This window comes from Bacillus paralicheniformis (genome assembly GCF_001042485.2).
GTDB classification, from domain to species: Bacteria; Bacillota; Bacilli; order Bacillales; family Bacillaceae; genus Bacillus; species Bacillus paralicheniformis.
Genome location: NZ_LBMN02000005.1, coordinates 1 through 14189 on the forward strand (window position 1 = coordinate 1; position 14189 = coordinate 14189).

The following is a 14189-nucleotide window of genomic DNA, read 5'->3' on the forward strand; positions in this document are numbered from 1 at the left end:
TATTTTGTCAACAGTCTGAAGCTCCCTATCAAAAGGGAGCTTAAACTTCAATATTTCCATGAACCGTATCTGTCTCGTGGGAATGGATCATACCTTTTACAACCGTATTGCCGATGATCAGCGTTTGCCTGGACGTATTGGTTTGAATTGCCGTCACTCTTGCAGCGGTATTGCTGCGGAGCGTGTTGTCGAGGATCGCCGAGTTCGACGATTGGTCGAGATAAATGAGGATAGCCGGCAAGGACGGCCTGCCGAGCGTGATCGTATTGCCAATAATCTCGTGGGTTCCGCGGGTGAGATACAGCGTGACAATCAGCGGTGAATCTTCGATGTCGTTTCCGATAATTTTTGTATGCTCATTTGTCGAGCAGTATATTGGAAAGTTTCTGAAGCGGGTGAAGGTGTTTTTCCGAATGACTGCAGAAGCCGTATTTGTGACGGATACGGCATATGACTCCGGCACCGTTTGAAAGCCGGCCGGCGAAATAAAGTTTCCTTCTATCACAGCATTTCCTTGCGATATCCAGATGCCTCTGGAGAATTGCTTGATGACGTTATCCTTTATTTGGACGTCATTGCCTGTGCTCCTGACCGCAAGTACGACATTTGCGATCTGATTGCCGGAAAACGTTACATTGTCTGATTGCGTGATGCTGAGAGCGGTGCCGGACCTTTGCTCAGGCACGTCGTTTTCGATATTATTCCCTTCAATGAAGATTTGCGACGCTTGATAAGCAAGAATTCCGGCATTTACAAAATCACGGATTTGATTTCCCGTGGCAAAAACGCTTTTTCCGCGGATATCGATGCCTGTCGTAAAACCCGAAATCAAATTCCCCTTTATAACGGCATCGCTTCTTGCTTCCAAAGCCCCTACACCGAGGCCGTTAATTCCGATGCTCTGTCCGGTGGATTCGGGGTTTTTCTTGATGATATTGTTTGCAATCGTCGTACTCGTCCCGTATCCGTATGAAATGGTACTGTCTGCGATATTGCCTTCGATGATGACAGAAGTGCCGTTAAAATTGGAAATGGCATTGTTGACATTGCCTTTTAACACGTTGTTTCGGATGATGACATTAACGGGTTCTTCATAGACGATGTTTCCTTCACTGTAGCCTTCTATATCAATCCCAAAACGGGGAGCCGTGCCGTTGCCTGTCCCCGCATCTGCAATTTCGCATCCTTCAACAAGAACATTGTCGCACCCTGTGATTGACAAATTATTTCTTCTGGAGCGCCTGATTTCACAATTGGTTACCTTAATACGCTTTGACGGCTTATAGCCGTCTCCTCCGTTGCTGATAATGATTCCGTCTCCTGTAAAATCGGCTATTCTCACATGTTCAATAACGACATTTGACGCCCCTTCGATACAAATTCCGAATCCCCATTCATGGGTCGGTCTCGGCGCCGATGTATATGTGTGTTCATCCCTTTCCCCAATGATGCTGCCTCCGGATATTTTCACATTGGATGTTCCGCCTATATAAAAAGCAGCGTATCCCCATGAGCTGTTCGGTTTTACCTTGATGACGGTCTCCGCGTCCATCAAAATTTCAATATTGCCCGGAACATTTATGCCGGCTCCGCGAAACGGAGCACGCGGGTCGCTGTTTTTCGTCCCGTCAATCAGGTACGTGCCGTTCGGTATCCATACCGTGTTGTATCCCATCGACTTTGTCCACACCAAACATTCGTTGATCGCATTTGTGGAGTCTGTTTTGCCGTCGCCGACAGCACCGAACTTTGTCGCGTCAACCACTGTCATTCTCATTTCCTCAGGTTGCTGCTGCACGCTGTTTTCAGCCTCCTTTTGTAAAACGGTTTCCGATATATATATGCCAATCTAGTAAAATCCGCTTGTACATAAGATAGGTAAAATTTTATTAAAAAATCTTTTCATCTAATTTTTTTTCCAAAAGTTTTTACTATCCGCTTGTAAAGCGCTTCACAACTTGTTGCATTAGCGATCAAAAATTCAAATCGATTGAAGGTGTATTGACACGAACATTATATAAGAATATGATTTTTATAATAGACATAGAAAGAGAAGGAGTATTGCGATGTCAAACCATCAAAAAGAAACTTTTCAAAACATTCCGCAAAAGGGGTTTTTTGGACATCCCCGCGGACTCTTCACTTTATTCTTCACTGAATTTTGGGAGCGTTTTTCATACTACGGTATGAGAGCCATCCTTATCTACTATTTGTATACAGAGGTGACAAAAGGCGGCCTCGGATTTGATCAAACCACAGCAAACTCGATTATGGCCGTATACGGTTCCCTCGTCTATATGTCCGGCATCATCGGAGGCTGGATAGCGGACAGGCTCCTCGGAACTGCAAACACCGTGTTTTACGGCGGCGTGCTCATTATGTTCGGACACATACTTTTGTCATTCCCGGGAAGCGTCCCCGCGTTTTTCATCAGCATGTTCTTGATCATCATTGGGACAGGCCTTTTAAAACCAAACGTATCAAGCGTTGTCGGCGAGTTATACAGCCCTGAAGACACCCGCCGCGATTCAGGTTTCAGCATCTTTTATATGGGGATCAACCTTGGCGGATTTCTTGCGCCGATTATCGTCGGCACAGTCGGCCAGACATACAACTACCATCTCGGCTTCAGTCTTGCTGCCATTGGCATGCTGTTCGGGCTGCTGACCTATTTGGCGACACGGAAGAAAAACCTCGGACCTGCCGGAAGAACGGTACCGAATCCGCTGACACCCGCTGAAAGAAAAATGGTGTTCGGACGGATTGGAATTGGTGTTTTGGTGATCGCTGCCATCTTTGGCTATTCCGTCTTTATGGGCTGGATGACAATTGAGCTGTTTACGATGATTGTCAGCTGTCTCGGTATTTTGATCCCGCTGATTTATTTCATCGTTATGTTTAAAAGCTCCAAAACGACGAGTGATGAACGTTCCCGTCTCACAGCTTACATTCCGCTGTTTGTCGCATCGATGATGTTTTGGGCGATTCAGGAACAAGGCGCCAATATTTTAGCCACCTATGCAGATAAACGCACTCATTTAGAATTTTTAGGTGTCCAATTGCACTCATCTTGGTTCCAGTCGCTGAATCCGTTGTTCATCGTTGTGCTTGCACCGGTTTTCGCATGGATTTGGATGAGGCTCGGCAACCGTCAGCCGTCAACACCGACGAAATTTTCACTCGGCTTGATTTTAGCCGGACTTTCATTTGTCGTCATGATTTTCCCTGCTTATATCAACGGCACTGAATCACTTGCCAATCCAATGTGGCTTGTGCTCAGCTTCCTGATCGTCGTTCTAGGGGAATTGTGCTTGTCTCCAGTCGGGCTATCCGCAACGTCAAAGCTGGCTCCTGCGGCATTCTCAGCACAGACGATGAGCCTGTGGTTCCTGTCAAACGCTTCTGCACAGGCTATCAATGCACAGATCGTCAGATTTTACAGCGCTGATACAGAGATCGCCTACTTCGGAGTCATCGGCGGTGTATCCATCCTGCTCGGAATCATTTTGATGTTGCTGTCACCGAAAATTCAGAAATTTATGAAGGGTGTCAATTAAAAAGCAACAGGCGATACTCCTTTTCTGAAGGATTTGCTTCTTGTCCGGCGAATAACTGAATAACCAATCGGTGCAGGATGGGAGGATAAAATTTGGAGATCAAAAAGACGGCAAAGGCCGGATTTGCCGGTGTTGGCTTTTCACAAACCGTTTCATTCGAAGAAGCCCGGGCGAAAAAGCTCCACGGCGTCATTCAGCAGCTGAAAGACCGGCGCGGAGAAATAGTCGGTGTTCAAGAAGACAGCGGCATGTGGGCCATATCGGATCATCACGGCGAAGGGGAATTCACTTTTTATATATTAATGGAGACGGAGAACCTCCCTGAAACCCTTCCGGAAGGAATGATCAGCTATCAGGCGCCCGCTCTAACATATGCTCAGACAAGGCATCCGCAGCATGAGCGGCCTGAAGTGACTTATCAAAAAGTATATCAATGGATCAAAGATCAAGGTCTTCGTTTAAATTGTGACGCTTTTACACAATTGGAATTTTACCCGATGGATGGGGATTTAAACGAACTTGCGTTTGAGATATACATTCCGATTCATTGAGAGATAGCGATGTTAAAGGCAGCCCCCGGAAAAAATTCCGGGGGTTTTCTTTGGGTTTCGTACTCTAGAGTATCGGCGGTCTTTTTTAGCCATCACTTTTAACAAAAGTTTACATACCCTCAAATGATAATTTTCATTGGTTTGCTAGGATAAATGTTATGAAAAGGAGGTTAATATATGAACTTTTACAAAACGCTCGCTTTATCAACACTCGCAGCATCCTTATGGTCTCCCTCATGGAGCAGTCTCCCCCATAACGAAGCTGCGGCTCACAAAGAATTCACGGTGACTGCCGATGCAGAGACAGAGCCGGTGGATACCCCTGACGACGCGGCAGAAGACCCGGCGATTTGGGTTCATCCGAAGCAGCCTGAAAAAAGCAGGCTCATCACCACAAACAAAAAGTCGGGCTTAATCGTCTATGATTTGAAGGGAAAACAGCTTGCGGCCTATCCGTTTGGCAAATTAAACAATGTCGACCTGCGCTACAATTTTCCGCTCGATGGCAAAAAAATTGATATTGCCGGGGCCTCAAACCGGTCAGACGGCAAAAACACGGTTGAAATTTACGCCTTTGACGGCGAAAAAAGCAAGCTGAAGAACATCGTCAATCCTCAAAAACCTATTCAAACCGATATCCAGGAGGTATATGGCTTCAGCCTGTATCACAGCCAGAAAACCGGCAAGTTCTACGCCATGGTGACCGGAAAGAACGGAGAATTCGAGCAATATGAACTGTTTGACAACGGAAAAGGACAAGTCGAGGGCAAAAAGGTCCGCTCATTCAAAATGAGCTCTCAAACAGAAGGGCTTGCGGCAGATGATGAATACGGCAAAATGTACATCGCCGAAGAAGACGTTGCGATTTGGTCTTTCAGCGCCGAGCCGGACGGCGGAGATAAAGGAAAAATCGTCGATCGTGCCGACGGACCGCATCTAACTTCTGATATTGAAGGGCTGACGATTTACTACGGAGAAGACGGAGAAGGGTATTTGATCGCGTCCAGTCAGGGCGATAACCGCTATGCCATCTATGACCGGCGCGGGAAAAACGACTACGTCACTGCTTTTTCAATTGAGGACGGCAAAGAAATCGACGGGACAAGCGATACCGATGGAATCGACGTCATCGGCTTCGGCCTCGGCAAAACATATCCATACGGCATCTTTGTCGCCCAAGACGGCGAAAATACGGAAAATGGACAACCGGCCAATCAGAACTTCAAAATTGTCTCCTGGGAAAAAATCGCCGACGCGCTGGACGACAAACCTGATATCGATGATCAGGTCGATCCCCGAAAACTGAAAAACCGAGCCAAATAAGGACGGATCCGCGGGTATTTCCCGCGGATTTTTCACATCCCTTCATGTTAAGATAACAATTAATGGAGGGATGGTATTGCGTCTAAATCTTTATGCTGTAGTGTTTATCATGTTGGCTGTTTTATCAAATGTCGTGCTTCTCTGCGTTTTCGATCAAGGTGTGTTGGCGTATACTTCAGCTGTCATCTTCCTGCTCGCTGCTGCATTTTGCACGAAGCGTCGGCCTGAAGAATGAGGATTCCTAGGCTTTGCGGCTTCTCCGCAAAATGCTCGTTCCGTATGGAACCAGTTTGAGAGCGCCTTTTTTCCGGGTTCCTTTTAAGACGTCCGTATATGTTTCTTCCGGAAGCGAGACCGTGCGGTTTTCCGCTGTAAAATTCATCACGAAAATATAATCGTGGCGGCCGTCTGTGCGGAGCTGGGCGGTGACGCCTTTCGGAAGCTCTGTATCGAGCACTTTGGCAATCCCGCACTCTTCAATGAGCCTCGATATAAACGCCTCTTGGAACGCCGCCTCATTCCTTGAAGCGATATAGTAGGCCTTCCCGTCTCCGAACAAATTGACCGTCAGCGCGGGCCGGCCCGCGTAAAAATCTTCCCCGTACAGAGCGAGCGCTTCGGCTCCTTCTAAATGAATCAGGTCGCAAAGCTCACTGGTTTCATAGCTCCCGCTTAACCCGAGCCGGTTATCTGCATCCATCACAATCGTATTTTTCTGTCCGTCATGAAGCGCATCGATCTCCTCAGACCAAATGCCGAGCGTTTTTCTTAAGCCTCCAGGAAACCCTCCCAAGAACACAAGATCATTCTCATTGACAATGCCCGACCAATAAGTGGCGACAAATGTACCCCCGTTTTGAACGAACTGTTCAATCCTTTCGGCGGTGCCTTCTTTCAGCATGTAGAGCATCGGGGCGACCAAAAGCTTATAGCGGGAGAAATCGGCCTCCATATGAATCACATCAACCGGTACACCTTCACGCCAAAACGGTTCATAAAACGATTTGGCTGTCCGTTCATAATGCATGCCGATATTGCGCGGACCTTGGGCGTCTTCCAAAGCCCAGCGATTCTCCCAGTCAAATATAATCGCGGCCTCGGGTTCGACTGTCGTTCCTGCGACATCCTCAAGTTTTTCGAGCTTTTCCCCAAGTTTTTTTACTTCCTGGAAAACGCGCGTATGCTCTGATCCCGCATGATCAACGACTGCCCCGTGAAACTTTTCGCTTGAGCCGCGGCTTTTCCGCCATTGAAAATACTGAACAGTGTCCGATCCGTGAGCGACTGCCTGTAATGATGACAATTCGTGCATACCGGGGCGCTTCAGCTTGCTGACGTCCTGCCAGTTCGTCATGCTCGGCGTACTTTCCATCAGCATGAACGGCCGGCCGCCTTTAAGAGACCGATTGATATCATGAACAAAAGCAATATCGGCTCCAAGCCGGCTGTCTTCCTGCCGGCTGTTGTGCCATGCCGGATAAGAATCCCACGAGATGACATCAAGCAAGTCGGCGAACTTCCAATAATTCAATCCGGCGTATGTTCCCATAAAATTCGTCGTCACGGGCAGGTCGGGGTTAAAAGAACGGACATGGGCAATTTCATGCCGGCAAAAATCAACCGTCTGATCCGTGACAAAACGCTTCCAGTCCAAATTCAAACCGTGAACAGCATCCTCGCCGTGCGGAGCCGGCGACTCGATCTCGTCCCAATCTGTATAGGTGTGGCTCCAAAACGATGTCCACCATGCATGGTTAAGGCGGTCCAGCGTTTTATATTTCGCGAGCAGCCACTCTCTGAACTTATCTTGGCAAAGTTCACAATGACACTCTCCGCCGTATTCATTGGAGATATGCCAGCCGATGACAGCCGGGTGATGCGCATAGCGCTCCGCAAGCCTTCCGTTTATAATCGCCGTTTTCCTGCGGTAGACAGGCGACGTATAGCAATGATTGTGCCGCTTTCCGTGAAGGTTTCTGATCCGGTTGCGCTCCGTTCTCAGCACCTCGGGATACTTTTTGGACATCCAAGCCGGTCTGGCACCGCTCGGTGTAGCCAAGAACGCATAAATTCCGTTTTCCTTGAAAGTATCAAGAACCTGATCGAGCCAATCAAATGTAAACCTTCCTTCTTCAGGCTCGAGCGAAACCCATGAGAAAATGCCGACAGACATCACATTGCAGCGGGACAGCTTCATCAGGCGGATATCTTCTTTTAAAACGTCCGGATATTTAAGCCATTGATCAGGGTTGTAATCGGCTCCATGCAATAGTCGGGGAACTTTCCGGCTGATCGGGGGATACGGTTTGACCATCGTAAAGTTTCATCCTCTCTTCCTCGTTTTCATATGACGCGGAGACAGACATTAAACGCTTACAAAAACAGGTTGTTAGATTATATACTCTGTTTTCTTCCCTCTTTCCTGCCTGGTGGATGAATTTTCCTGTATGATTGAATTTATCTTTCTTTATTTGTAAAATATAATCTATCATTAACATTTTTAACTTTATTTCCATACACTTGACTAAATCAACTATTTTATTATAATTGATTAAAGCAACGATTTATAGAAAGAGAGGTTTTGAGATGACAGAAATCAATCATTCTATCACATTAAAATTCAGAAAGTTCAATCGATTCTATACAAACGTGCTCGGTTTTCTGAATGAACATATTTATGACAGCCCTTTTTCATTGACGGAAACCCGGATATTATTCGAAATTCACAATACGGCCGATTGTACAGCCAAGCTGATTCAAGATACGCTCGGCCTGGACCGGGGCTATGTCAGCCGGATCCTGAAGCGGTTCGAAAAGGAAAATATGGTCTATAAAAAGAGAAGCGAGGAGGACAGCCGCAACCACTATATCTATTTAACAAGCTTCGGCGAATCCATTTATAAGAAGCTGGAGGCAAAAGCCAATCAGCAAATCGAATACATGCTGAAGCATATCGACGGCCCCCATCAGGAAAAGCTGACGGAGGCGATGAATACAATTGAATCCATATTGTCAGAACACCTGCCGCCCGAAAAATCGGACGTTTCCATAAGAGATTACTATATATCGGACGATATCAAACTAATGATCGAAAAACAACGTGCGTTTTATGCGGAGACACACGGCTGGGACGATTCATTTTTGGATTACCTTCACGAAACATTTGATGCCGATATCGAAAACATCTGGATCGCAGAGAGCGCCGGAAGGTTTGCGGGATGCGTCGGGCTCGTCAAACATCCCGGCAAAACCGTACAGCTCAGATGGTTTCTGGTCGATGCCGCTTTTCGGCATCAGGGAGTCGGCACGCGCCTTTTGAAGCATCTCATCGATTATTGTAAAGACAATCAATTTGAACGGATTTTTCTATGGACGGTAAGTACGATGGCTGAAGCGCGGCCTTTGTATGAAAAATTCGGATTCAGACTGACGGAAGTGAAAGACGAGACTTTATTATGGGGACAGCGGCTCCGGGAAGAACGCTGGGATGCCGAGTTAGGCTGACGAAATGGAGGATCTATGAAACGGAAAATACACTACGCCTGGATTATCGTTTTTGTGACGTTTTTGACGCTTTTGGCCGTTCAAGGAGTGCGCCTTTCTTTCGGGGCCTTTATTCAGCCTTGGGAAGAGGAATTTTCAATGGACAGGGGCACGATTTCGCTTATTTCCATGCTGAGCTTCATTGTCTACGGTGTATCCCAGCCGGTAATCGGCAGGCTTGTCGACCGGTTCGGACCGCGGATCATTTTATCTCTCAGCACGCTTCTGGTCGGCCTGAGCATCTTTTTTACATATCTCGTGACTTCTCCGTGGCAACTGTTTATTTTGTACGGCATCATCGTTTCTCTCGGCGTCGGCGGTGCGTCGAATGTCGCATCGACCGTGATCGTGACCAACTGGTTCAATGAGAAGCGGGGGCTTGCATTCGGCATTATGGAAGCGGGATTCGGCGCGGGGCAGATGCTGCTTGTCCCTGGATCGCTCATGTTGATCCACTGGTTTAACTGGAAAGTGACCGTTATCGTTCTCGGATTGTTTTTAGCTGTTATCGTATTTCCGATCGTCATCTTGTTATTGCGGAATCATCCTTCGGAAAAGAATGTACAGCCGATCGGCGGCACTCAGGGCGGCGAGACAAAAGAAGAGCCGGACGCCCAGCCTAAAAAGATTCCATACAAAGCCGTTTTTCTCAAAAGAACGTTTTGGTTCCTCGTCTTGCCGTTTTTCATTTGCGGATTTACAACGACGGGGTTAATGGATACCCATCTTATCCCTTTTTCGCATGACCACGGGTTTTCGACCGAAGTAACAAGCGCCGCTGTCAGCCTGCTGGCCGGGTTTAACATCATCGGCATTTTGATTTCCGGCGTCGTCGCTGACCGCTGGAGCAGCCGAAAAATTTTGTGCTTTTTATATGCCGTAAGGGCGCTGTCGCTTGTCATTTTGTTGTCGAGCCACAACTCGGTCCTCCTGCTTTGCTTCGCGGTTTTGTTCGGTTTGGTCGACTTTGCGACCGTCGCCCCGACGCAAATGCTCGCAACCCAGTATTTCAGGCAGTACTCCGTCGGGTTCATTCTCGGCTGGCTGTTCCTCAGCCACCAGCTCGGTTCGGCGCTCGGCGCTTATTTGCCGGGCGTCTGGTACAGCCAAACAGGCAACTATAACCTGTCTTTCTATCTTTCAATCGTTATTTTGGCGGCAGCAAGCATTTTGAACATCCTCCTGCCGGAACCTAAAAAAATAAACCCCACACTGAATCAGGAAGGACGTTCAGTCCAGCAATAATGAAAAAACCTGTTTTTGATGTTCAAAAACAGGTTTTTCTTTATCAATTAAGAAGTTTTATTCTTATTGTAAATATCAAATGCAACGGCAATCAAAAGGACGAGGCCTTTAATTGCTTGCTGCCAGTCAATGCCCAGACCGAGCAGCGACATACCGTTGTTCATGACCCCCATGACAAGGCCGCCGATGATGGCCCCGCCGATCGTACCGATTCCGCCGTAAGCTGAAGCACCGCCGATGAAGCAGGCCGCAATGGCGTCAAGTTCAAACAGGTTTCCTGCTTTCGGAGTGGCCGCGTTTAAACGGGCGGCAAAAATCAATCCGGAAAGAGCAGCTAAGACGCCCATATTGACGAAGACCATAAAGGTAAGCCGTTTTGTTTTGATTCCTGAAAGCTCGGCTGCTTTTTCATTGCCGCCGATTGCGTAGATTCTCCGCCCGATGACGGTTTTTTTCATAACGAATGTATACCCGGCGATTAAGATGAACAATGTGATCAAAATGAGAGGTATGCCTTCGTACGTCGCGAGAATGTAGGTAAAAAGGTTGATAATGGCGATGATAAAAAACACCTTAACTGCAAACAGACCTTTTCCCTGCAAGTCAAATTGGAATTTCTTCTGCATGTTTCTCTGCTGAAGCTGATACACGAGATAAAGAATCGACACTCCCGCTCCGGCGACAATCGTCGTCATATGGAGCGCGCCTCCGTTCAGCCAGTCCGGGATAAAGCCGGACGCCATTTTTTGAAAGGACACGGGAAATGGAGCGATCGATTTCCCCTCAAGCACGATCATCGTGAGTCCTCTGAACAATAGCATTCCCGCCAGCGTCACGATGAAGGCTGGAATCTTGACATAAGCGATCCAAAATCCCTGCCAGGCGCCGATTGCCGCTCCCAGAAGCAACGACAGAACGACCGCCGCAAACAGCGGCATATCGTTTTCGATGATCATCATCGCGGAGACGGCGCCGACAAAAGCGGCGACTGAACCGACTGATAAATCAATGTGTCCCGTAATGATGACGAGCATCATCCCGATGGCTAAAATGAGAATGTAGCTGTTTTGCAAAATCAAGTTCGTAATGTTCAGCGGCCTCAGCAAAATTCCGTCTGTCAGTATTTGAAACAGCAGCATAATAAACACGAGCGCAATGACCATGCTGTATTTCCGGATGTTCTGCTTATACATGTCGCGAAACAGCTGAAAGTAACCGGGCTGAGCGCGGTCTTTATCCGTTTGCACCGGTGTCTGCATACGCCTCTCCCCCTCTCTTCATGCGGATGGTCATATATTTCATCAGCTTCTCCTGATCAGCTTCTTCTTTGGAAAATTCAGCGGTGATTTCCCCTTCACACATCGTATAGATTCTGTCGCACATTCCCAGCAGCTCGGGAAGCTCCGAAGAAATCATAATAACCGCTTTACCTGCTTCGGCAAGCTGATTGATGACGCCATAGATTTCGTATTTGGCGCCGACATCGATGCCGCGCGTCGGTTCATCCAAAATTAAAATGTCAGGCTCCGCAAAAATCCACTTGCTCAGCATGACCTTCTGCTGGTTGCCTCCGCTTAAATTTCCGGTCCGCTGGCCGATGTCGGGCGTCTTGATGTTCAATTTCCTGCGAAAATCCTCCGCTTCATGTTTTTTGCGGCGCTCGTCCATCACCAATCGGCTCGACACCTTCTCCAGTTTGGACAGCGTAATGTTTTCTTTAATGCTGTCATCCAGAATCAGACCGTTTCCTTTCCGGTCCTCCGTCACATAGACGATGCCGTTTTTAATGGCTTCTTCAGGGTGGCGGATGTAAAGCTCCCGCCCGTCTTTTTCGATTGTGCCGGAGATGTTTTTTCCGTATGATCTTCCAAAGATGCTCATCGCCAGCTCCGTCCTTCCGGAGCCCATCAAGCCGGCAATTCCTGCGATCTCGCCTCTTTTGACGGAAAGGGCCGCCGTGTTTACCACTTTGCGGTCCTGTTGAAGAGGATGATGAACTGTCCAATCCTTCACTTCAAAGATGACGTCCCCGATCTTGGCGCTTCTGGCAGGATAGCGGTTTTGCAGCTCCCTGCCGACCATGCCTCTGATGATCCGGTTTTCGGTCAATTGCCCGCTTTGCACATCAAGCGTTTCGATCGTCTGTCCGTCGCGGAGCACGGTAATCGAATCTGCGACGTTCGTAACCTCATTTAATTTATGGGAAATCATAATTGAAGAGATCCCCTGTTTTTTCAGTTCGAGTAAGAGCCGCAGCAGATTCTCGCTGTCCGCTTCATTTAAAGCCGCAGTCGGTTCATCCAAAATCAAGAGCTGCACCTTTTTCGCCAGCGCTTTGGCGATTTCAACAAGCTGCTGCTTTCCGACGCCGATTTGGGAAACAAGCATATCCGGAGATTCATGAAGCCCGACTTTTTTCATTAACTCGAGCGTTTCCAGCTTCGTTTTTCGCCAATTGATGACGCCGCGGCTCGCCTGTTCATTGCCCAAAAAAAGATTTTCCGCAATGGAAAGCTGGGGGACGAGCGCCAGCTCCTGGTGGATGATGACGATCCCCGCTTCCTCGCTTTGCTTAATATTTTTGAATTGGCATACTTCCCCTTTATACAAAATGTCGCCCGTATACGTACCGTACGGATATACACCGCTCAGCACCTTCATCAAAGTCGACTTGCCCGCCCCGTTTTCTCCGCAGAGGGCATGGATTTCGCCCGCTTTAACGCGGAGGTGGACATTGTCGAGCGCTTTGACGCCGGGAAACTCCTTCGTGATGCCTCTCATCTCCAAAATGCAATCGGACATCGGATCACTTCCCTAATTCCGATTCTTTATAGTAACCGCCGTCAACGAGCACTTTTTTATAGTTCTCTTTATCGACGACGACCGGCTCAAGCAAATAGGACGGAACGACCTTCTCTCCGTTGTCATACGTCTTTGTGTCATTGACTTCCGCTTTTTCGCCTTTTAAGACGGATGTCGCCATCTCAACGGCTTTTTTCGCCAGCTCTCTCGTATCTTTGAAAATGGTTGAGGTCTGCTCCCCTTTAATGATCGAGTTCACGGAAGCAAGCTCCGCATCCTGTCCCGTAATAACCGGCAGCGGCTTCTTGTTCGATCCGTAGCCCGCACCTTTTAAAGAGGAAATGATTCCGATGCTGATCCCGTCATAAGGTGAAAGCACCGCATCAAGCTTCGCTTTTGTATAATGCGCGCTCAGCAAATTGTCCATCCGGGATTGCGCGGTTGCGCCGTCCCACCTGAGCGTCGCACCTTGCTCAAATGAAGTCTGGCCGCTCAATACCTTTAATTTGCCCGAATCGATATAAGGCTTCAAAACAGACATGGCGCCGTCAAAAAAGAAATGCGCGTTGTTGTCGTCGGGCGATCCTGCGAACAATTCGATGTTGAACGGCCCTTTTTTGTCTTTTAAGCCAAGCTTTTCTTCAATATATTTCCCTTGGAGTTCTCCGACTTTATGATTGTCAAATGTCGCATAATAGTCGACATGTTTGCTGTTCATAAGCAGCCGGTCATAGGAAATGACTTTAATATCCTGCTTATTTGCTTTTTCAAGGACGTCGGTCAGCGCTTCCCCGTCAATCGAAGCAATGACGAGGACATTGACGCCTTTTGTAATCATATTCTCGATTTGTGAGACTTGGTTTTCAACGACATCTTCCGCATACTGCAGATCCGTTTTATACCCGAGTTTTTCAAACTCTTTCACCATATATTTCCCGTCATACACCCAGCGTTCCGATGACTTTGTCGGCATTGAGATTCCGACGTAGCCTTTGTCTCCACCTCCGCTCGCCTGATTCCCCGAACAGGCGGAAACAATAAGACAGAAAAGCATTGCAGTGATCAACAGCCAGCATTTTTTCATGCTTGGTATCCCCCTTTTGATTTCTCCCATCATGAATCATGCCAACTGTACCATGTCTTTCGAAGGTCCGTCTTTTGAATTAAT

Annotated in this window: 11 protein-coding genes; 6 read left to right on the plus strand and 5 right to left on the minus strand. The window is 47.8% G+C overall.

Going from position 1 to position 14189, the window contains the following annotated elements; genetic code table 11:
* Positions 1 to 40 precede the first annotated feature (40 nt).
* Complete coding sequence (locus tag ACH97_RS05115; protein WP_041817416.1) at positions 41 to 1777, minus strand: right-handed parallel beta-helix repeat-containing protein; 1737 nt, start codon at positions 1775 to 1777, stop codon at positions 41 to 43.
* Between the two features lie 289 nt (positions 1778 to 2066).
* On the opposite strand from ACH97_RS05115, the gene ACH97_RS05120 reads away from it, so the two are divergent.
* From ACH97_RS05120 to ACH97_RS23715, 4 genes are all read left to right on the plus strand, one after another.
* On the plus strand, positions 2067 to 3557 hold the full coding sequence (locus ACH97_RS05120) for a peptide MFS transporter (RefSeq protein ID WP_020450157.1): 1491 nt from the start codon (positions 2067 to 2069) through the stop codon (positions 3555 to 3557).
* Positions 3558 to 3649: 92 nt separating this feature from the next.
* Positions 3650 to 4108 (plus strand): GyrI-like domain-containing protein, encoded by a 459-nt coding sequence (locus tag ACH97_RS05125; RefSeq protein ID WP_020450156.1) that lies wholly within the window; start codon positions 3650 to 3652, stop codon positions 4106 to 4108.
* 177 nt (positions 4109 to 4285) lie between these two features.
* Positions 4286 to 5431, plus strand: a complete 1146-nt coding sequence (locus ACH97_RS05130) for a phytase (protein ID WP_057957817.1) — start codon at positions 4286 to 4288, stop codon at positions 5429 to 5431.
* 76 nt (positions 5432 to 5507) lie between these two features.
* The gene (locus ACH97_RS23715; protein WP_165389270.1) at positions 5508 to 5666 is read left to right on the plus strand and encodes a hypothetical protein; all 159 of its coding nucleotides are present in this window, start codon (positions 5508 to 5510) and stop codon (positions 5664 to 5666) included.
* 6 nt (positions 5667 to 5672) lie between these two features.
* Here the strand turns inward: ACH97_RS23715 and ACH97_RS05135 are convergent, their stop codons facing one another.
* Complete coding sequence (locus tag ACH97_RS05135) at positions 5673 to 7745, minus strand: beta-galactosidase (RefSeq protein WP_020450153.1); 2073 nt, start codon at positions 7743 to 7745, stop codon at positions 5673 to 5675.
* A gap of 272 nt (positions 7746 to 8017) precedes the next feature.
* Here ACH97_RS05135 and ACH97_RS05140 point away from each other — a divergent pair, with 272 nt between their 5' ends.
* Together ACH97_RS05140 and ACH97_RS05145 are read left to right on the plus strand one after the other, a co-directional pair.
* Positions 8018 to 8935, plus strand: coding sequence for a bifunctional helix-turn-helix transcriptional regulator/GNAT family N-acetyltransferase (locus tag ACH97_RS05140; protein WP_020450152.1), 918 nt, complete (start codon positions 8018 to 8020; stop codon positions 8933 to 8935).
* 15 nt (positions 8936 to 8950) lie between these two features.
* Entirely contained in the window at positions 8951 to 10219 is a 1269-nt protein-coding gene (locus ACH97_RS05145) for an MFS transporter (protein WP_023855644.1), read from the plus strand.
* A 47-nt stretch (positions 10220 to 10266) separates the two neighbouring features.
* Here the strand turns inward: ACH97_RS05145 and mmsB are convergent, their stop codons facing one another.
* Genes mmsB through chvE form a run of 3 tightly spaced genes read right to left on the minus strand, consistent with a single transcriptional unit; the run spans position 10267 to position 14105 of the window.
* Entirely contained in the window at positions 10267 to 11478 is a 1212-nt protein-coding gene (gene mmsB / locus ACH97_RS05150; protein WP_020450150.1) for a multiple monosaccharide ABC transporter permease, read from the minus strand.
* Positions 11453 to 13021 (minus strand): multiple monosaccharide ABC transporter ATP-binding protein, encoded by a 1569-nt coding sequence (gene mmsA, locus ACH97_RS05155; RefSeq protein ID WP_048350192.1) that lies wholly within the window; start codon positions 13019 to 13021, stop codon positions 11453 to 11455. Before mmsA ends, mmsB begins: the two co-directional genes overlap by 26 nt.
* 4 nt (positions 13022 to 13025) lie before the next feature.
* A complete protein-coding gene (chvE, locus tag ACH97_RS05160) occupies positions 13026 to 14105 on the minus strand; it encodes a multiple monosaccharide ABC transporter substrate-binding protein (RefSeq protein WP_020450148.1) in 1080 nt (359 codons plus the stop codon).
* Positions 14106 to 14189 lie beyond the last annotated feature (84 nt).